At 60.4% G+C, this 19,443-nt stretch carries 15 protein-coding genes; 13 read left to right on the top strand and 2 right to left on the bottom strand.

Going from position 1 to position 19,443, the window contains the following annotated elements; all coding sequences use genetic code 11:
• Positions 1 to 109: 109 nt before the first annotated feature.
• The 7 genes from ROLI_RS01900 (at position 110) to ROLI_RS01930 (ending at position 8,659) form a co-directional block, all read left to right on the top strand.
• Complete coding sequence (locus ROLI_RS01900; protein WP_187428238.1) at positions 110 to 1,384, top strand: RsmB/NOP family class I SAM-dependent RNA methyltransferase; 1,275 nt, start codon at positions 110 to 112, stop codon at positions 1,382 to 1,384.
• Positions 1,385 to 1,496: 112 nt separating this feature from the next.
• The gene (locus tag ROLI_RS01905; protein ID WP_187428239.1) at positions 1,497 to 3,242 is read left to right on the top strand and encodes a heparinase II/III family protein; all 1,746 of its coding nucleotides are present in this window, start codon (positions 1,497 to 1,499) and stop codon (positions 3,240 to 3,242) included.
• A 19-nt stretch (positions 3,243 to 3,261) separates the two neighbouring features.
• Positions 3,262 to 4,848, top strand: coding sequence for a bifunctional phosphoribosylaminoimidazolecarboxamide formyltransferase/IMP cyclohydrolase (gene purH, locus ROLI_RS01910; RefSeq protein ID WP_187428240.1), 1,587 nt, complete (start codon positions 3,262 to 3,264; stop codon positions 4,846 to 4,848).
• 13 nt (positions 4,849 to 4,861) lie between these two features.
• Positions 4,862 to 5,347: a signal peptidase II gene (lspA, locus tag ROLI_RS01915; protein ID WP_187428241.1), complete on the top strand. Its 486-nt coding sequence runs from the start codon at positions 4,862 to 4,864 to the stop codon at positions 5,345 to 5,347.
• Between the two features lie 51 nt (positions 5,348 to 5,398).
• Positions 5,399 to 5,899, top strand: a complete 501-nt coding sequence (locus tag ROLI_RS01920) for a DUF3035 domain-containing protein (RefSeq protein WP_187428242.1) — start codon at positions 5,399 to 5,401, stop codon at positions 5,897 to 5,899.
• A gap of 109 nt (positions 5,900 to 6,008) precedes the next feature.
• On the top strand, positions 6,009 to 7,343 hold the full coding sequence (locus ROLI_RS01925) for a pitrilysin family protein (RefSeq protein WP_187428243.1): 1,335 nt from the start codon (positions 6,009 to 6,011) through the stop codon (positions 7,341 to 7,343).
• Complete coding sequence (locus ROLI_RS01930) at positions 7,340 to 8,659, top strand: pitrilysin family protein (RefSeq protein WP_187428244.1); 1,320 nt, start codon at positions 7,340 to 7,342, stop codon at positions 8,657 to 8,659. Before ROLI_RS01925 ends, ROLI_RS01930 begins: the two co-directional genes overlap by 4 nt.
• 87 nt (positions 8,660 to 8,746) lie before the next feature.
• Here the strand turns inward: ROLI_RS01930 and ROLI_RS01935 are convergent, their stop codons facing one another.
• A complete protein-coding gene (locus ROLI_RS01935) occupies positions 8,747 to 11,089 on the bottom strand; it encodes an aldehyde dehydrogenase family protein (RefSeq protein ID WP_187428245.1) in 2,343 nt (780 codons plus the stop codon).
• 24 nt (positions 11,090 to 11,113) lie between these two features.
• A complete protein-coding gene (gene deoC / locus ROLI_RS01940) occupies positions 11,114 to 12,118 on the bottom strand; it encodes a deoxyribose-phosphate aldolase (RefSeq protein WP_187428357.1) in 1,005 nt (334 codons plus the stop codon).
• Positions 12,119 to 12,358: 240 nt separating this feature from the next.
• Here deoC and ROLI_RS01945 point away from each other — a divergent pair, with 240 nt between their 5' ends.
• From ROLI_RS01945 to ROLI_RS01970, 6 genes are all read left to right on the top strand, one after another.
• Positions 12,359 to 13,348 (top strand): metal ABC transporter solute-binding protein, Zn/Mn family, encoded by a 990-nt coding sequence (locus tag ROLI_RS01945; RefSeq protein ID WP_187428246.1) that lies wholly within the window; start codon positions 12,359 to 12,361, stop codon positions 13,346 to 13,348.
• Between the two features lies 1 nt (position 13,349).
• Positions 13,350 to 14,156 carry a metal ABC transporter ATP-binding protein gene (locus ROLI_RS01950; protein WP_187428247.1) on the top strand — a complete coding sequence of 269 codons (807 nt, stop codon included), beginning with the start codon at positions 13,350 to 13,352 and terminating at the stop codon, positions 14,154 to 14,156.
• A gap of 3 nt (positions 14,157 to 14,159) precedes the next feature.
• Entirely contained in the window at positions 14,160 to 15,365 is a 1,206-nt protein-coding gene (locus ROLI_RS01955; protein WP_187428248.1) for a metal ABC transporter permease, read from the top strand.
• On the top strand, positions 15,362 to 16,309 hold the full coding sequence (locus tag ROLI_RS01960; RefSeq protein WP_187428249.1) for a metal ABC transporter permease: 948 nt from the start codon (positions 15,362 to 15,364) through the stop codon (positions 16,307 to 16,309). The genes ROLI_RS01955 and ROLI_RS01960 overlap by 4 nt, the downstream gene beginning before the upstream one ends.
• A gap of 74 nt (positions 16,310 to 16,383) precedes the next feature.
• Positions 16,384 to 18,198 carry a DNA mismatch repair endonuclease MutL gene (mutL, locus tag ROLI_RS01965; RefSeq protein ID WP_187428250.1) on the top strand — a complete coding sequence of 605 codons (1,815 nt, stop codon included), beginning with the start codon at positions 16,384 to 16,386 and terminating at the stop codon, positions 18,196 to 18,198.
• Entirely contained in the window at positions 18,195 to 19,433 is a 1,239-nt protein-coding gene (locus ROLI_RS01970) for a DNA recombination protein RmuC (protein WP_187428251.1), read from the top strand. Before mutL ends, ROLI_RS01970 begins: the two co-directional genes overlap by 4 nt.
• The last annotated feature ends 10 nt before the right edge of the window (positions 19,434 to 19,443 follow it).

Genomic DNA, 19,443 nt, shown 5'->3' on the forward strand with positions numbered 1-19,443 from the left:
CCGGTTCGTCGGTTGTTTCGGTCATGCGGGCTGATCCACCTTATATCTGTTCTTGATATACGTCACTCTTTGGCGCAGACAACCCGCCAACCATGATGGAGCTTTTCAGATGTCAGATACCGGCGTTCCGGCGCGCAGAAGTGCGGTTTACCTGCTCGACGAGATCCTTGATGAAGGGCGGCTGATGTCTGAACTCCTGGGCGCTGGCGTTCTTGACAAACTGCCCGTGGAGGATCGCGCCCGCGCTGCCCGGCTGGCGCTCGACACCCTGCGCGGTTTGGAACGTGCGGACCGTATTTTGCAGAAACATCTCAAGAAATACCCGCCTTCGACGGTGCGCAATGCGTTGCGCGTGGGGACCATTGAATTGTGCCAGGGCGCAGCAGCGCATGGTGTGGTGAATGCCATGGTCGAATTGGTATCACGGCACAATCGGTATTCACATCTCAAGGGGCTCACGAATGCGGTCTTGCGCAAAGTCGCCGCGGACGGCCCCGAAACATGGAACACCCTGCGTGTGCCGCGCTTGCCCAAATGGTTGCGGGTGCCGCTGGTTCAGGCCTGGGGGCCGGAGGCGATGGCAGCGATGGAGGCCGTGCATTTTGCCGGTGCGCCCCTCGATTTGACGGCAAAGGCGGATGCCTCTGCGGTGGCCGCGGCAACAGGGGGCATCGTGCTGCCGTCCGGTTCGGTGCGGATCAAGGAGGCCGGGCAGGTTTCCACAATGCCGGGCTTTGAGGCAGGTGATTGGTGGGTGCAGGACGCCGCCGCCGCCCTGCCGGTCCAGGTTCTGGCACCACAGCCTGGCGAAAAAATCCTTGATCTTTGCGCAGCACCTGGCGGCAAGACGATGCAGCTTGCGGCGAGGGGTGCGCATGTCACGGCGGTGGACGATTCCGCTGGCCGGATGGCGCGGGTGAAGGACAACCTGACCCGTACCGGCCTCAAAGCGCAGTTGATCGTGCAGGACGCGCGCGTCACGGCCGGTGAATATGACGCGATCCTGCTGGATGCGCCCTGTTCAGCCACGGGCACGATCAGGCGTCACCCTGATTTGCCCCACGCCAAGGACGGATCGGAATTCAGCGCATTGATCGAGTTGCAGGAACAATTCATCGATCACGCTTGGTCGCTACTGAAACCGGGGGGGCGCATGGTGTTTTGCACCTGTTCGCTATTGCCCGATGAAGGCGAGGTGCAGGTAGATGAAGCACTTTTGCGCCATTCGGACATGCAGGTGGATAAGGCGGCGCTGGATGTGCCGGGGGTCGATGCGGCCTGGCGTACTGTTGAAGGCGGGTTGCGTCTGCGGCCGGATTATTGGTCCGGGCTTGGCGGCATGGACGGGTTTTACATCGCCTGCCTGCGCAAGGCACCCGCCTGACCCCGGCCGGTTGGTGAAATCAAAGATTTCGTATGAAAGCCGGTGACTCATCTCATCTGCCGCGCTAACATGGCACAAAACGCCGCCAGAGCGTCCTCAGGCCGAGTAATGCATGTCCGATTCCATTAGCTTTGCGACCCGAAAGGTGAACTTTCTCAACCGCTGGCATGCGCTGCGGGCGGGTCGGATGCGCGCTCAGGCCGTGGGATTTGTGTCCTCTCCTGAACCGCGCACCATCGGCAGCTTTGCAAAGGGGCGCCAACTTTTGGCCGGCAACTTTCTCTTTGCGGGTCATCTGCTGGAGCATCGCGACATTGATCTGTGGGATTTGCCCGCGCCAAACGCAGAATATGAGCAGGAGACCCAAGGGTTTGCCTGGCTGGATGATCTGGCCGCCGTGGGGGACGCACAAGCGCGGGAGGCCGCACAGCGCTGGTTGTGGAGCTGGATCGACCGCTATGGGCGCGGGCGCGGGCCGGGATGGACGCCGGACCTGACGGGGCGTCGCCTGATCCGTTGGATCAACCACGCGCTGTTTGTCTTGCGCGGCCATGATGCCCCCGACAGCGATGCGTTTTACCGCAGCCTGCTCCAGCAAACCCGGTTTCTGGCCCGGCGCTGGCACGGTGCGGCGAGCGGTTTGCCGCGCTTTGAGGCCTTGACGGGGCTGATCTATGCCGGGTTGTCCCTGGAAGGGATGGAGCCCGTTGCTCTGCCCGCGATCAAGGCGCTGGCAAAAGAGTGCCGCACGCAGATCGACGCACAGGGCGGCTTGCCGACCCGCAATCCCGAAGAACTGCTGGCGGTTTTCACGCTACTCACCTGGGCCTCTGCGGCCTTGTCGGATGCGGGCCATGCCACACCGGCGGATCATTTAGATGCGATTGAGCGGATAGCTCCAACCCTGCGCACCCTGCGCCATGCGGATGGCGCGCTCGCGCGGTTTCATGGGGGCGGGCGCGGGGCTGAGGGCTGGCTGGATCACGCGCTGGCCGAGGCGCGGGTGAAAACGCGCCAGCCTGACGGTTTGTCGATGGGATTCGCTCGCCTTTCGGCAGGGCGCACCAGTGTCATCATTGATGCCAGCAAGCCGCCAAAGGGGCGCGCGTCCTATAATGCACATGCCTCGACCCTGGCGCTGGAGCTGACCTCGGGGCGCAGGCCTTTGATCGTGAATTGCGGCTCGGGGCGGTCCTTTGGGGCGGATTGGCGCCGTGCGGGGCGGGCGACGCCGTCGCATTCCACATTGTCGCTGGATGGCTATTCCAGCGCACGGCTCAGTGATACGGATCGCGCGACGGGGCGCGAGGAATTGATCGAAGCCCCCACAAAGGTCCCGATTGAGATTGGCCATGTCAGCGATGGGTTGCGCTTTCAGGGCGGACATAACGGCTTCGTCGCAACGCACGGCCTGACCCATGCGCGCACGCTGGAGATGACCTTTGATGGGCGCGCGATGGCGGGCGAAGACATGCTTTTGGCGCTGGATGATCCTGAAAAGCGACGCTTTGATCTGGCCCTGGATGCGACCCAATTGCAGGGAGTCTCTTATGACATACGGTTTCATCTGCACCCCGAGGTCGATGCGACGCTCGATATGGGCGGGGCGGCGGTTTCCATGGCGCTCAAGAGCGGGGAGATCTGGGTGTTTCGCTATGACGGGGCGCAACATCTGTCCCTGGAGACCTCGGTTTATCTCGAAACCGGGCGATTGAAGCCGCGCGGCACAAATCAGATTGTCCTTTCGGGCCGGGCCATGTCATACGCCACGCGTGTCCGCTGGTCCTTGTCCAAGGCGCAGGAAACTGCGATTGGCGTGCGGGATCTGAGCCTGGATGCGCCTGATCTGACGAAATAGCCTCAAAGGACCCCTATCTATGACCGATCTTGCCCCGCTGCGCCGCGCGCTTCTTTCCGTGTCCGACAAGACGGGTCTGGTGGAACTGGGACAGGCGCTTGCAGCGCGGGGCGTGGAATTGCTCTCCACCGGGGGCACAGCCAAGGCCCTGCGCGCGGCTGGGCTTGAGGTGCGCGATGTGGCGGATGTCACAGGGTTCCCCGAAATGATGGACGGGCGGGTCAAAACGCTGCACCCGACCGTGCATGGCGGCTTGCTGGCGCTGCGCGACAACGCGGATCACGTCGCGGCCATGCAGGCGCATGACATTGGCGCAATCGATCTGGTGGTGGTGAACCTCTATCCGTTTGAGCAAACCGTCGCCAAGGGTGCGGTTTACGATGAGGTGATCGGGAACATCGACATTGGCGGTCCGGCGATGATCCGCTCTGCGGCCAAGAACCACGGGTTTGTGAGCGTAGTGGTGGATGTCGAGGATTACGCCGCGCTGTTGGATGAACTGGCCGCGCATGAGGGGCAAACGACATATGCCCTGCGTCAACGTTTGGCGCAAACGGCCTATGCGCGCACTGCGGCCTATGACACGGCGGTCAGTACATGGATGGCGGCGCAGGTAGGGGGGACGCCACGGCGGCGTACATTCGGCGGCACACTGGCGCAATCGCTGCGCTACGGCGAAAACCCGCATCAGGCAGCGGCATTTTACACCGATGGGTCGGCGCGTCCGGGTGTGGCCACCGCGCAGCAGCATCAGGGCAAAGAGTTGAGCTATAACAATATCAACGACACCGATGCGGCCTTTGAATTGGTGAGTGAATTTGACCCCGCGCAGGGCCCTGCCTGTGCGATCATCAAGCATGCAAACCCTTGCGGTGTGGCAACGGGCGCGACGCTGCTGGAGGCATATCGCCGCGCCTTTGATTGTGACCGCACCTCTGCCTTTGGCGGGATTATTGCGCTCAACCAGCCCCTTGATGCCGAGACTGCGCGGGAAATCACCGGCATTTTTGCCGAAGTCGTGATCGCGCCTGGGGTAGATGAAAGCGCAATGAGTATTTTTGGCCAAAAGAAAAACCTCCGGTTGCTGAGCACGGATGGGTTGGCGGACCCGACTGTTGCCGCATTGGCAGTCCGTCAGGTCTCTGGTGGATTCCTGGTGCAGGATAAGGACATCGGTCGCGTCTCTCCGGATGATCTGAGGGTTGTTACCAAGCGAGAGCCCAGCGAGCAGGAGATGGCGGATATGCTCTTTGCCTGGACGGTGGCGAAACATGTGAAATCCAACGCGATCATCTATGTCAAGGACGGTGCGACCGTCGGTGTGGGTGCCGGGCAGATGAGCCGCGTCGACAGCACGCGCATCGCCGGGCGCAAGGCGCAGGACATGGCCGAAGCGATGGGTTTGCCCGCGCCGCTGACGCAAGGGTCGGTCGTGGCGTCAGATGCGTTTTTTCCCTTTGCCGATGGGCTGATCACGGCGGCAGAGGCCGGTGCCACGGCGCTGATCCAGCCGGGCGGATCGATGCGCGATGATGAGGTCATCGCAGCGGCGGATGCGGCCGGGCTGGCGATGGTCTTCACTGGCATGCGTCATTTCCGCCATTGAGAAAGGAGCCCTGATGCGCGTGCTTGGCCTTGCCGCTCTGGTGGCATTCTTGATCGACCAGATCAGCAAATATTTAGTGATTCATGTGATGGAATTGTGGCGCATCCGCTCGATTGATGTCCTGCCGCCGGTGCTGAATTTTCGCTACGGCGAAAATCGCGGGATCAACTTTGGCCTGTTCAGCGACGGCTCCGACGCCAGCCGTTGGATTCTGATCGCCCTTGCGGTGGTCATATGTGTCGCAATTGTGATCTGGTCACGCCGCCATCCGCTTGGCAACTGGGCGCTGATCGGTGCCGGATTTCTGGTCGGGGGCGCGCTCGGGAATGTTCTGGACCGCCTGGTATACGGCTATGTCCTTGATTTTCTGAACATGTCCTGTTGCGGCATTAACAACCCGTTTGTTTTCAACCTTGCGGACGTGTTTATCTTCGCCGGTGCCATCGCGCTTGTGTTTTTAGCCCCCGACCCGGAAAAAACGCCCAAAAAAGGCCAGTGACATTCCCCCTGCGCATGGCGTATTAACGGGGTGTTCGCGAGGAGATCTGATATGAGCCGGATTCTGGCCCTCATTTTGATAACGGCAAGCCTCAGCGCCTGCGCCAATCAGGGCTTGCGCGATCTGCGATCGAATTCGCGCGGGCCGGATGAGTTCATCGTTGAACCAAAGGCCGAATTGCAAACACCTGCTGATTTGAGCGCTCTGCCCGTACCGACTCCGGGTCAGGGAAATCTCACGGATGTGAATCCCATCGATGATGCGGTGATCGCTTTGGGCGGCAGACCGTCCAGCGCCACGGGTATCCCCGCTTCTGATGGTGCGCTGGTCACAGCGGCAAGCCGATTTGGTGTGACCCCTGATATCCGGCAGGATCTGGCGCAGGCGGATGCCGATTTCCGCCGCCGTCAATCGCGTTTCACGCAGTACCGGCTGTTTCGTGAAGACCTTTATAATCGCGCCTACCGCAGCCAGCGGCTCAATGCTGAGGCCACCGCGGACAGTTGGCGCCGTGCTGGCGCGAAAACGCCGAGTTATCCGCCGCTGAATTAGCAGTTTGTCAATGCGCTGGCCTCACATTCGTGACAGCGCACTTGAACGCAACCTCTCGGGGCGTATCTCTAGACGCAAGCTTGCTCATTTTATTGCAAAAGGATGGATCATGTCCCGACTTTCGGTTTTTGTCACGCTCCTGGCATGCATTCCCGGTCTGCTGGCCGCTCAGGAGGAGGCGGTGACGACCTTCGTTCTGGACAATGGGATGCAGGTGGTTGTGGTTGAGGATCATCGCGCACCGGTGGTGCAACATATGGTGTGGTATAAGGCGGGCTCCGCGGATGAACCAAAGGGCTCCTCGGGGGTCGCGCATTTTCTGGAGCATTTGCTGTTCAAGGCAACTGATGATATGGAATCCGGAGAATTATCAGCGACCGTGGCGCGCAATGGCGGACGGGACAATGCGTTCACCTCTTATGATTACACGGCCTATTTCCAACGCGTTGCAGCGGATCGGCTGGAATTGATGATGCGGATGGAATCCGACCGGATGCGCAATATTCGGCTGACCGAAGAAAATATCGCCACCGAGCGCGATGTGATCATCGAGGAGCGCAACCAACGCACCGAAAATAGCGCCGGCGCTCTGTTTGGTGAGCAGTTGAGTGCGGCGCAATACCTCAACCACCGCTACGGCGTGCCGATCATCGGCTGGATGCATGAGATGCGCACGCTGGATATGGAAGATGCGCTTGGCTTCTATGAAATTTATTATTCGCCCAATAACGCCGTGCTTGTCGTATCCGGGGATGTAACGCCCGAAGAAGTACGCACCCTGGCGGAAAAATATTACGGCGTTATTCCGGCAAATCCTGACCTTCCCGAAAGGCTGCGGACGGAAGAGCCGCCGCAAACTGCCGAGCGTCGGTTGATTTTCCGCGATGCGCGGGTAGCGCAGCCCTATGTCAGGCGCTCCTATTTGGCCCCCGAGCGGGATGCAGGCGCGCAGGAAACAGCCGCCGCCCTGACCTTTCTGTCCGAAATTCTCGGAGGCGGCACGACCTCTTATCTGGCCGAAGCGTTGCAATTTGACACGCAGATCGCAACCTATTCCGCCGCCTTTTACAGCGGCGTGCGATTGGATGATACGACGTTCAATGTGATCGTTGTGCCCAGGCCGGACGTGAGCCTGCAAGAGGCTGAGGACGCAATGGATGCCGCTCTGGAGCAATTCATGATCGACGGTGTGGACCCTGAACAATTGGAACGGATCAAGCGGCAAATCCGCGCCGATCAGATCTATGCACGTGACGATGTAGACAGGATCGCCAACCGCTATGGGCAGGCGCTGACGTCGGGTTTGACGGTCGACGATGTGAAGGCCTGGCCCGATATTTTACAGGCGGTAACGGGCGAGGACATCATGCAGGCGGCGCGCGATGTATTTGACATGCGCGCCTCTGTGACGGGGTGGCTGATGCGCGAGGAGGTAACCCAATGATGCGTTTTATACTGTCTTTTGTCGCCGTTATCGGTTTGGCGCTACCGGCCGGCGCGGAGGTGGACATCAAGGAGGTGACCTCCGAGGCCGGCTTGACGGCCTGGCTCGTTGAGGATCATTCGATCCCCTTTGTCGCACTTGAAATTCGCTTTCGTGGAGGTGCGTCGCTGGATGCCCCCGGCAAACGCGGTGCCATCAACCTGATGACGGGTCTGCTTGAAGAGGGCGCGGCGCAGATGGATGCGCGTGGCTTTGCGCGTGCGACCGAGGATCTGGCGACCTCTTTTGGATTTGACGTCAGTGACGATTCCGTGGCCGTTTCGGCACGGTTTCTGACGGAGAACACAGAGGCATCCGTGGCATTGTTGCGTGCGGCCCTGCTGGAGCCGCGCTTTGATGAAGATGCGATCGAGCGGGTACGCGAACAGGTCCTGTCGGGCATCCGATCAGACGCAAAGGATCCCAACGATATCGCCCGGCGCGCGTTTGATGCGATCGTTTTTGGCACCCATCCCTATGGGTCCTCCCTGAGCGGGACGCTGGAGAGCGTGGCGGGGCTGACACGTGATGACCTGCTGGCAGCGCATGAGGCCGTGCTGGCGCGCGACAGGATTTACATCGGAGCGGTGGGAGATATCACGCCGGAGCAGTTATCGGTGGTGATGGATGCGTTGTTGAGTGATCTGCCGGAGACGGGCGCACCGATGCCGCCCATGGCAGAGGTGAATATTCCCGGTGGCATCACCGTGGTGCCCTTTGAGACGCCGCAATCTGTCGCATTATTCGGTCAGAAGGGGATCACACTGGAAGACCCGGATTACTTCACGGCCATTCTGCTCAATCAGGTTCTGGGCGGCGGGTCTTTTGAGAGTCGCTTGATGGATGAGGTGCGCGAGAAACGCGGGCTGACCTATGGGGTTTATTCATTTCTGGCTCCCAAGGACCTCGCGGCGACTTATCTGGGGTCGGTCAGTTCAGCCAATGACCGGATTGCAGAGGCCATTGAGGTCATCAAAACTGAGTGGGCGCGTGCCGCTTCAGAGGGCGTGACACAGACTGAACTGGATGATGCAAAGACGTTTATGACCGGGGCGTACCCGTTGCGGTTCGATGGCAATGGACCGATTGCGCAGATCATGGTGGGTATGCAGATGTCGGGCCTGCCGATAGATTATATCCCGACGCGAAATGACCGTGTGGAAGCGGTCAAGCTGGCGGATGTGAAGCGTGTGGCTGGCGCATTACTTGACCCGGAAGGGTTGCATTTCGTTGTGGTGGGCCAACCTGTCGGACTGGAAAACACGCCCGGCAATTAGGTCCATGTCGCTGTTAAGCGGAGGCGCTTGCGCGCCATGACATGTCCTCGGCCCTGCCGGGCCGAGTGTTGGCGCGGGTGGCGGGTGTCATTCGCCGTAAGGCACCCAGATGTTTTTGATTTCAGTGGCGGCTTGGAGGAATTCCTGGCCTTGGCGAGGTGTTCCCATCCAGTCGCGCGCAACCCCGTTATTGACCCATGTGCGTTTGAGGTTGCTGGCGCTGGCTTTCTCAATCTCTCGGCTGAGAGATTTCCGGCCGAAACACCAGACGGCGTCGATGTCCATGTGAGCGGCCATATGCGTTGCCACGTCGTCATGGGTGCCGGTGAGGATATTCACGACACCTGCGGGAACGTCGGATGTTTCTAGGATCTGTATGAAGTCCGTGGCGGCCAGCGGGAAGATTTCCGAGGCGCTCAGGATCACGCGGTTTCCCATGGATATTGCCGGTGCCAGGCAGGAAATCAGGCCGAGCAGGGGGGCCTCATTGGGACAGATGGCGGCGATGACGCCCACCGGTTCCTTCATCGCCAATGCCACGCCGCGGATGGGGACGCCGTGCACCTGCCCATCGTATTTATCGGCCCAGGCGGCATAGGTGAAGAGCCGGTTGATGGAGGTGTCAACTTCTTTGGCGCCGGAATTGCCGCCTTGCATATCATTAAGCCTTTGCGCGAACTCATCTGCACGGGCAGAGAGGTTTTCGGCGATAAAATAGAGGATTTGCGCGCGTAGATGCCCGGTGGTTCTGGACCAGCTCCTTGCGGCATGCGCGGCTTCTACCGCATTGCGCAGGTCCTTACGATTGGCGCGCGATACGTGAGCGAGCAGCGCGCCGGATTTGCTCCACACAGGCGCGGAGTAGCCGCCATCGGGGCGTGATTGTTTGCCGCCGATGTAGAGTTTGGCCGTCCGGTCGATTGGATCGAGGGGCGCATTTTTGCCGCGCGCGGCGGCGCGTTCTTTGAGAGGTTTCTTGCTGCCTTTTGGTCGCGTATAGCCTGCCAGTCCCTCCCAACCGCCTTCGCGTCCAAACCCGCTTTCGCGCACACCGCCGAACCCCGCCGCCGCATCCATCAGGTTGGTGCCGTTGATCCAGACGATTCCGCTGGCCAGTTTTGGGGCGATATCAAGCGCGAGGTTGATGTTTTCGCTCCAGACTGTCGCGGCGAGGCCATATCGGGTGTTATTTGCCAGCGCCACGGCGTCGGCGGGTGTCCGGAATGTTGTGGACACCAAGACGGGGCCAAATATCTCCTCCTGCATAAGCGGATCGGCCGGGTTCAATCCGGTGATCAACGTGGGGGGATAGAAGCTGCCTTCTGTGGGCAGGTCGGTTTTGGCCACATGCATCTGACCCGCAGCATTGGAGGCAACAAGGTCAGTGATCATCTTGAGCTGTGCGGGGTCGATGATGGCACCGACATCTATGCTTTTGTCCAGAGGATCACCGACGCGCAGCTTGTCCATGCGGGCGCGCAGTTTGGCATAAAACACGTCGGCCACCGGTTCGTGCACCAGAAGGCGGGACCCGGCGCAGCAGACCTGGCCCTGGTTAAACCAGATTGCATCGACCAGACCTTCGACCGCCGAATCCAGATCGGCATCGTCAAAGACGATATAGGGGGATTTCCCGCCTAGTTCCAACGTCAGGGCCTTGCCAGTCCCCGCGGTTGCTTCGCGGATGCGGCGACCCACGGCGGTGGACCCGGTGAAGGCGATCTTGTCCACATCCGCCGCGACGATCATTTCACCGACCGACCCATCGCCGGTCACGATGTTCACCACACCCTTGGGTAGGCCCGCCTGTTGACAGATATCGGCAAACAGCAAAGCGGTGAGGGGCGTATATTCGGCGGATTTCAGCACGACAGTATTGCCCATCGCCAGCGCGGGCGCAATTTTCCAGGCCAGCATCAGGAGCGGGAAGTTCCAGGGGATGATCTGACCGCAGACGCCAAGGGCTTCGCGGTCGGGCAGTTCGTCTTCCATCAATTGGGCCATGCCCGCGTGGAAATAGAAGTGGCGTTGGGCCAGCGGAATGTCGATATCGCGGCTTTCGCGGATGGGTTTGCCGTTGTCGAGGGTTTCCAGCACCGCAAAAAGGCGGCTGTGTTTTTGCAGCAGGCGCGCGAGGGCGTAAAGGAAACGCGCGCGTGCGTGCCCCCCCAGCCCGGCCCATTTGGGGTGCGCGCGTCGTGCGGCCTGCACGGCAGCATCGACATCGGCCTGCGTGGCTTGCGTCACCGCAGCAAGCATGTCGCCAGTGGCGGGGTTGCGGGTTTCAAACCCATTGCCGGGGGTGGTGAAGGTGCCATTGATGAAATGCCCGAAGGTCCTGTTGCGGGTGTCCAGCCAAGCCTGCGCCTCTGTCGCGCTTTCCGGTGCGGTCCCGTAATCCATCGTTTCAAAAATCTCAGAGATGGTCATGGCCTTGGGCCCTTTCAAATCGTGTCAGCTTGTCGGATGGCGATAGCTGGCGGAATAATTGCCGGTGACGTGATGTTCCAACTGGCGTTCGATATCCCCGAGCAGCGACGAGGCACCAAAGCGAAAGAGGTCGGGGCGCAGCCAACGGTCCCCCAATTCCTCCTTCATCATCGCCAAATAGGTAATCGCATCCTTGGCCTTGGAAATGCCACCTGCGGGTTTGTAGCCGACGCGAAACCCGCTGCGTTCATGATAATCGCGAATGGCGCGCACCATCACCAGCGTCACGGGCAGGGTCGCATTGACGCTTTCTTTGCCGGTTGAGGTCTTGATGAAATCCGCGCCCGCCATCATGCAGATCATCGAGGCGCGCGCCACATTGCGCAGGGATCCCAATTCGCCGGTGGCCAGGATCGCCTTGACATGCGCTTCGCCACAAGCCCGGCGAAAGGCGCACATCTCGTCATAAAGCGCCTGCCAGTGACCCGACAGAACATGGCGGCGCGAAATGACGATATCGATCTCGCCAGCTCCGGCTTTGACGCTTTCCTCGATCTCGGCAAGGCGCAGATGAAACGGCGACAACCCTGCGGGGAACCCCGTGCTGACCGCAGCGACCGGGATGCCGGAGCCCTCCAGCGCACGCAACGCGGCGGGGATCATGTCGTGATAAACACAGACCGCTCCCGTGGTGATCGGCCCCATGCCCAGAGCATCCAGCAGCGGTTGTGCGACGGGTTGGCGCGCCTTGGCACAAAGCCGCGCAACGCGATCGTCGGTATCATCCCCGGATAATGTCGTGAGGTCGATACAGCTCACGGCACGCAATAACCATGCCGCCTGATGTTGCTTCTTGACGGATCTGCGGGCGGGCAGGCTCGTGGCGCGCCGTTCAATGGCGGATGTATTGGCCTGGAGGCCGCGCACCCAGTCCATATCCAACGCCATCCCGGGATTTCTGGGTTCGGTGACCTGTGGCAATTGGTGACGGGTGCCGTCAACTTGTTGTGTCTCGGTCTGACTGAGCATGGCGGCGTCCTCATCGATCATCGGGGCAAATTCGCACGGGTTGCACGGCATGGCAAGCAGAGCCCCTTGCGGGTCCTGCGACGGTCGGTAACAGGGCGGGCGGATGATTATAGCCACGTGGGTCCGTCGATTTCTGGATTTTGTATGTATTTTAGTAAAAAGGCCGAGAAAGCCAGTTTGCTTTTGCGAATTAGTCGCATTTGGGTTGACATTTTGCGAATGACTCTCATGTTCAATTTCATGAAAGATAAAACCAACACCACTTTTCTAAACCGCCGCGCCGCTATCACAGGACTGGGCGCTGCGTTTCTGCTGGGCCATGTACGCCCCTTGCAGGCCGCCGCCGCGCAAATTTCCGTCGTCGCGACAACGGGGATGATCGCGGACGTCGTGCGCCAAGTGGGGGGCGATCTGGTATCGGTAAAGGCTCTGATGGGGCCGGGTGTCGATCCGCATGCCTACCGGCAGACCCGCAGTGACATTGTCGCCATGACGCGCGCCGACATTGTTTTGTGGCATGGTCTCTATCTGGAGGCCCAGATGGAGCGGTTTTTTGAAGATCTGAGCCGAAAGGGCCGGGTCGTGCCGATTGCAGAGGGCGTATCACAGGATCTGCTTGTGTCTCATGCTGATTATGAGGGTCGCTATGATCCGCATATCTGGATGGACCCGATCCTGTGGCGCGATGTCGTCGTGGCGATCCGGGATGAGTTGAGCGTGTTTCACCCCGAGCATGCGGCGCAGTTCAAGACCAATGCTGATACCTTCCTGATGGAACTCGACGCATTGGCAGATTACGCGGTGGCGTCGCTCGCCAAAATACCGCGCGACAAGCGTGTTTTGCTGACGGCCCATGATGCCTTCAGTTATTTCGGGCGCGCCTATGATTTCGAAGTGATCGGGATTCAGGGCATCTCAACCGAAAGCGAAGCCGGGCTCAATCGCATATCCGAATTGGTCGATTTGCTGGTTACCCGCGACATTGGTGCCGTTTTTGTCGAAACCTCGGTCTCTGATCGAAACATGCGCGCCCTCATCGAGGGGGCCGCCGCGCAGGGTCATGCGGTGTCCATCGGCGGGTCGCTTTATAGCGATGCGATGGGACAGGACGGAACCTATGAGGGGACCTATCTGGGCATGATCGACCACAATGTAACCACCATCGCGCGGGCTCTGGGTGCTGATGTGCCCCAGAGTGGCCGTCTGGGTCGATTGGGATTGGAGAGCTGAGATGGCAATTGCACTGGCAACACGCGAGGGTTTAGCTGACGCAGACGATATCCGCACCACAAGCCCTTTGGCTGTGCGCGGATTGACCGTCTCCTATGGCCAGAAACCGGCGATTTTTTCGGTGGATATGACGGTCGTGCCCGGTGCGATGACCGCCATCATCGGTCCAAACGGGGCCGGTAAATCCACCTTGCTCAAGGCCGCGCTGGGGCTGCTTAAACCGCTCGCAGGGCAGACGACCATTTTTGGCAAACCGGTCGCGCAATGCCGTGACCGGATCGCCTATGTGCCGCAACGTGCCAGTGTGGATTGGGATTTTCCGACGCGGGTGATCGACGTGGTACTGATGGGGCTTTACCGCCAGCTTGGCCTTCTGGGTCGCGTGCGCGCGGCCCATCGCAGTAAGGCAATCGCCTGCCTGGCCCGTGTCGGCATGGAGGATTTCGCGACGCGCCAGATCGGCCAGCTTTCGGGTGGTCAGCAACAGCGCGTTTTTCTGGCGCGGGCATTGGCGCAGGATGCGGATCTCTACCTGCTGGACGAACCCTTTGCGGGTGTCGATGCCGCCACCGAAAAAGCGATCATCTCGGTCCTGAAATCATTGCGCGATGCCGGTAAGACCGTGGTCGCGGTGCATCATGACCTGAGCACGGTGCGCGAATATTTTGATCACGTCTACCTGATCAATACGCGGTTGGTGGCCGCAGGATCAGTCGAGGACGCCTTCACCGAGGACAACCTGCAAGCGGCCTATGGCGGGCGTCTGGCTGGCACTCAGATGGACCAGTTGAACGGCACGCTGGGCTAGGGGATGATCCTGGATGCGCTGTCCTTGCAACTGGGGTACAACGCCACCCTCGTGACGCTGGGCGCGATGCTTTTGGGTATGGCGGCGGGCGTGGGTGGCACGTTTTTGTTCCTGCGTAAACGCGCGCTTGTGAGTGATGCGATTTCCCATGCGACCCTGCCGGGGGTAGCGATTGCCTTCATGATCATGGTCGCTTTTGGCGGGGATGGGCGCAACCTGATCGGCCTGCTGACGGGCGCGGCGATCTCGGCGGCTTTCGGTCTTCTCTGCGTCAGCTGGCTCAGCACCCGCACGCGATTGGCCGAGGACGCTGCGATTGGGGCTGTGCTGTCGGTATTCTTTGGCATGGGTATTGTCGGGTTGACGGTGATACAGGGCATGACCTCCGGCCAACAGGCTGGATTAGAAGGGTTTCTGCTCGGCTCCACGGCCGGAATGCTGCGCTCTGACGCTTTGGTCATCGCCGTGTCTGCGGCGCTGACCCTGGTGTTGGTCATGATGTTGCGCCGCCCTCTGACGCTGGCCTCCTTTGACCCGGATTATGCGGCGGCCAGCGGGCAGAACGTGGCGCGCACCGATCTGGCGATGATGGGGATCGTGCTGGCCGTGACGGTCGTGGGGATCAAGATCGTCGGTCTGATCCTGATCGTAGCCCTGTTGATCATTCCGCCCGTAACCGCGCGTTTCTGGACCGACCGAACCGATCATGTGATCCTGATTTCCGGCCTGCTTGGCGGGGTTGCGGCTTATGTCGGGGCGTCGCTCTCGGCGGCGCTGCCAAACCTTCCGACCGGGCCTATCATTGTTTTGACTGGTTTTGCCTGTTTTCTGGTCTCGCTGTTGCTCGCTCCCAGGCGCGGTGTGCTGGCGGCAGTGCTGCGACATCGCAAATTCCAGCGACGCGTTCATTTGCGACAGGGCTTGCTCGCCTTGGCGCAGGGGCAGCCCATATACGAAAAACTGACACTGCGCCTTTTGCGCCGCGAAGGCTATGCGCTGCCGGATGGTGTGGCGACCCAGGAAGGCCGGGGCCGCGCGGGCAGAGCGCTGCTCGATGAGACGCGCTGGCAATTGATCCGGCGGGATCCCAGCTTTGAGGCCGCCGCCGCCCATTACGACGGGTTGACGCCGATTGAGCGCGTGTTGACCCCGGATCAGATCACCGAAATTGATAGCCGGATTCCGGCGCCGCAGGGGGTTCACCCATGAGTGGTGCCGAATTTGTGCCGTTGTCGCTGACCCCTTTGCTGATCGGCATCTGCGTGGCCATCGCATGTGCACTGCCCGGAAACTTTCTGGTGCTGCGCCGCCAGGCTCTGATCGGTGACGCGATCAGCCATGTCGTGTTGCCCGGTATCGTGGTCGCCTTCCTTATCACCGGTGTGATTGCGGCCTGGCCGATGCTCTTGGGGGCCGCCGGAGCCGCTATTATCGCGGTTGCCGCCATCGAGGCCATCCGGCGTTTGGGAAAGATCGAACCGGGCGCTGCGATGGGCGTGGTTTTCACAACCATGTTCGCAGGCGGCGTGCTTCTGCTGGAGCAATCGGACACATCATCGGTGCATCTGGACGTGGAACACGCCCTTTTCGGCAATCTCGAAAGTCTGATCTGGCTGGACGCGACGGGATGGCGGTCGTTGCTTGATCCACAGGCCTTGCGCGGTCTGCCGGTTGAACTGGCGCGGATGGCGGGCGCTATGCTGGTGGTCGCGACGTTTACGTTTTTCTTCTGGCGACCGCTGAAAATCTCCACTTTCGACGAGGGTTTCGCACAGACGATAGGCATGCGCACGCAGCCGCTTGGCCTGGCGCTGGTCATCGTTTCAGCCGTCGCTGCGGTCGCAGCTTTTGACGCCGTGGGCAGCATCATCGTCATCGCCATGTTCATCTGTCCCCCCGCGGCCGCGCGTCTGATGACCAACCGGCTCGAACATCAGGTGGCCTGGTCCGTCTTGTTTGCGGCCCTGGCGGCGGTGTTTGGGTATGTCGCGGCCGGATATGGCCCGATCTGGCTGGGACATGGCTCCTCTGTCTCTGCGGCGGGCATGATTGCAACTGTATCAGGGGTTATCCTTGCACTGGCTGCCCTCTGGGCCCCGCATCGCAAGCGAGGCGGTGACGCGATGCACACCGGCAGCGATACAACACCGTAAGGTGGGCTTTCAGGCCACCTTTGCCGCCGAAATCGGGTTTCAGAATCGCAGCGTACCATGCTATACTTAGCGGTATGGTCTCTCTCAACCCCAATATAAGCGAAACGCGCCCCGTCATTCGTCAGTTGGACGAAGGTACCGTCAATCGGATCGCTGCTGGTGAAGTCGTCGAGCGGCCGGCCTCTGCGGTCAAGGAACTAGTTGAAAACGCGCTCGATGCAGGGGCCCGACGCATCAGCATCGATTACGCGGATGGCGGCAAGACCCTGATCCGGGTTCAGGACGATGGGTGCGGTATGCTCGCCAGCGATCTGCCGCTTGCTCTATCGCGCCATGCGACGTCCAAAATCGACGGTTCCGACCTTCTGGACATTCACACCTTTGGATTTCGCGGCGAAGCCCTGCCGTCACTTGGGGCCGTTGGCAAACTCACGATCGCCAGCCGCGCCGAAGCTGCTGAAGGGGTCGAAATTTCGGTAAAAGGCGGCGTCACATCGCCCACCAGACCCGCCGCGCTCAACAAAGGTACGACCGTCACGCTGCGCGATCTGTTTTACGCCACACCTGCACGGTTGAAATTCCTGCGCACGGACCGCGCCGAAGCACAAGCCATCACGGATGTCATCAAACGTCTCGCCATGGCTGAACCTTTCGTGCAATTCACCTTGCGTGATGTGTCAAAGGACGGCGAGGGCCGCGTCCTTTTCAAGGCAGACGGCGAACAGGGCGATATGTTTGATGCCCTGCACGGTCGTTTGGCCTGTGTCATGGGGCGCGATTTTGCGCAAAACGCCCTGCCCATCGACGCGCTGCGCGACGGGTTGCACCTTACCGGTTATGCGGCCTTGCCGACCTATTCGCGCGGGTCTGCGGTTGCGCAATATCTCTTTGTGAACGGGCGTCCCGTGCGGGATAAATTGCTGGTGGGCGCGCTGCGCGGCGCCTATTTTGATTTCCTGAGCCGGGATCGGCACCCGGCGGCGGCGCTCTTTATCGATTGCGATCCAACGCTTGTGGACGTCAATGTGCATCCGGCAAAATCGGAGGTGCGTTTCCGCGATCCCGGCCTTGCGCGCGGATTGATCGTCTCTGCGCTGCGCCACGCGCTGGCCGAGGCCGGGCATCGCGCCTCCTCAACGGTTGCTGATGCAACCTTGGGAGCGATGATCCCGGAACCCACAGGCGCGCGCATTTACCAGATGGACCGGCAACCAGGCAGGTCCGCAGCACCCAGTTTTCAGGAAACCGCGCCTGTCTGGGGGCGGATCGAAGAGCCCGCACCTTTGACTGATGTCGAAGAGATCCCCGATTACCCCTTAGGTGCGGCGCGGGCTCAGGTGCATGAAAACTACATCATCGCCCAGACCAAAACGGGCATGGTTATCGTGGATCAGCATGCCGCCCATGAACGTCTGGTCTATGAAAAGCTCAAACGCCAGATGGCCGAGAACGGTGTCGCCCGCCAAGCCCTGCTGATCCCCGAAATCGTGGAGCTTTCCGCGCAGGATTGTGCAAGGCTTATGGCCATCGCCGACGCGCTTGAGAAATTTGGTTTAGGGATTGAACTATTTGGTGGAAATGCGGTTGCGATTCGCGAAACACCGGCAATTCTGGGTCAGGTTGACGCAAAGGGTATGGTGCTCGATATTCTCGATGAGTTGGAAGATGAAAGCAGCAGCACCCTGGTGCAAGCGCGCATCGAGGCGATCCTGAGCCGCATCGCCTGTCATGGGTCGATCCGCTCGGGCCGCCTCATGCGCGGCGAAGAAATGAACGCGCTGTTGCGCGAGATGGAGGCTACGCCGCATTCGGGGCAATGCAACCATGGTCGCCCGACCTATGTCGAGTTGAAACTGAGCGACATTGAGCGGCTGTTTGGCCGGACATGATTGAGCTCTTCGGCCAGACTTACACGATGGACGACCCTGTCGTTATCGCGGCGTTGGTGGTGGCGGGATTGGTCGCATTGCTTTTCCTGCTCCTCATTCTGGCGGTGCGCGCCGCGGGACAGGCGGCACGGATGTCGGCACCGCTGGCCCAGCAGATCGGCATGCTGGGCCAGCACGTGCAGCAGTTGGGTGCGGGGCAGGAGCAGTTGCGCGGTGGGCTGCAAATGGTATCGGACACACAGGCCACAGCGCAAACCCAGGTGATCCAGACCGTGGAGGCGCGTCTGGCCACGGTGCAACAACAGATGCAGGACCGTCTGGCGGATAACGCGTTGCGCTCGGCGCGCTCGCTTGCCGAGATGCAGGAGCGCATGAAAGAAGCGCTGCACGGCTCTTCCAAACAGACGACGACCTCATTGACGCAATTGCAGGAACGCCTCGCGGTCATCGATAAGGCGCAGGATAATATCACCAAACTCTCCGGCGATGTACTGTCCCTTCAGGACATCCTGAGCAACAAGCAGACGCGCGGGGCCTTTGGCGAAATCCAGCTGCATGACATCGTGTCCAAGGCCCTGCCGAAGGATAGTTTTTCGCTCCAGCATACGCTCAGCAACGGCAAGCGCGCCGATTGTCTGATCCACCTGCCTAACCCGCCCGGACCGATCGTGATCGACAGTAAATTTCCATTGGAGGCCTATGAGGCCCTGCGCGCGGCCAAGACGGAGTGGGACCTCAAGGAAGCGGCGGCCAAGATGAAGGTTGCGGTGCTCAAGCATATCAAGGACATCTCGGATAAATACATTCTGGAGGGGGAAACCGCCGATGGGGCGTTGATGTTTCTGCCCTCGGAAGCGGTTTATGCGGAGCTGCACGCGAATTTCCCGGAACTGGTGCGCAAGGGGTTTGACGCGCGGGTCTGGATCGTGTCACCGACCACCTGCATGGCCACGCTCAACACGATGCGGGCGATCCTAAAAGACGCCCGGATGCGCGAACAGGCCGGGGCGATCCGTTCGGAATTGTCCAAACTGGTGGCGGATGTGGACAGGTTGGGCGCGCGCGTCGGCAATCTGGACCGTCACTTTTCGCAGGCCTCAAAGGACATCGAAGAGATCAAGATCAGTTCGGACAAAGCAGGTAAACGCGCCCATCGCCTCGATAATTTCGATTTCGAGGAATTGTCGCCTGATGAGGTCGCCGCTGCTGTGCCGCTGAGCAAACTGGGGCCTTAGCCGCGATAAT

Origin of the sequence: Roseobacter fucihabitans, assembly GCF_014337925.2 — a bacterium.
GTDB lineage: Bacteria > Pseudomonadota > Alphaproteobacteria > Rhodobacterales > Rhodobacteraceae > Roseobacter > Roseobacter fucihabitans.

Excerpts from the sequence above, each read along its gene's own strand:
- ROLI_RS01900 (WP_187428238.1), top strand. The coding sequence starts at position 110 with ATGTCAGATACCGGCGTTCCGGCGCGCAGAAGTGCGGTTTACCTGCTC.
- ROLI_RS01905 (WP_187428239.1), top strand. The coding sequence starts at position 1,497 with ATGTCCGATTCCATTAGCTTTGCGACCCGAAAGGTGAACTTTCTCAAC.
- purH (WP_187428240.1), top strand. The coding sequence starts at position 3,262 with ATGACCGATCTTGCCCCGCTGCGCCGCGCGCTTCTTTCCGTGTCCGAC.
- lspA (WP_187428241.1), top strand. The coding sequence starts at position 4,862 with ATGCGCGTGCTTGGCCTTGCCGCTCTGGTGGCATTCTTGATCGACCAG.
- ROLI_RS01920 (WP_187428242.1), top strand. The coding sequence starts at position 5,399 with ATGAGCCGGATTCTGGCCCTCATTTTGATAACGGCAAGCCTCAGCGCC.
- ROLI_RS01925 (WP_187428243.1), top strand. The coding sequence starts at position 6,009 with ATGTCCCGACTTTCGGTTTTTGTCACGCTCCTGGCATGCATTCCCGGT.
- ROLI_RS01930 (WP_187428244.1), top strand. The coding sequence starts at position 7,340 with ATGATGCGTTTTATACTGTCTTTTGTCGCCGTTATCGGTTTGGCGCTA.
- ROLI_RS01935 (WP_187428245.1), bottom strand. The coding sequence starts at position 11,089 with ATGACCATCTCTGAGATTTTTGAAACGATGGATTACGGGACCGCACCG.
- deoC (WP_187428357.1), bottom strand. The coding sequence starts at position 12,118 with ATGCTCAGTCAGACCGAGACACAACAAGTTGACGGCACCCGTCACCAA.
- ROLI_RS01945 (WP_187428246.1), top strand. The coding sequence starts at position 12,359 with ATGAAAGATAAAACCAACACCACTTTTCTAAACCGCCGCGCCGCTATC.
- ROLI_RS01950 (WP_187428247.1), top strand. The coding sequence starts at position 13,350 with ATGGCAATTGCACTGGCAACACGCGAGGGTTTAGCTGACGCAGACGAT.
- ROLI_RS01955 (WP_187428248.1), top strand. The coding sequence starts at position 14,160 with ATGATCCTGGATGCGCTGTCCTTGCAACTGGGGTACAACGCCACCCTC.
- ROLI_RS01960 (WP_187428249.1), top strand. The coding sequence starts at position 15,362 with ATGAGTGGTGCCGAATTTGTGCCGTTGTCGCTGACCCCTTTGCTGATC.
- mutL (WP_187428250.1), top strand. The coding sequence starts at position 16,384 with ATGGTCTCTCTCAACCCCAATATAAGCGAAACGCGCCCCGTCATTCGT.
- ROLI_RS01970 (WP_187428251.1), top strand. The coding sequence starts at position 18,195 with ATGATTGAGCTCTTCGGCCAGACTTACACGATGGACGACCCTGTCGTT.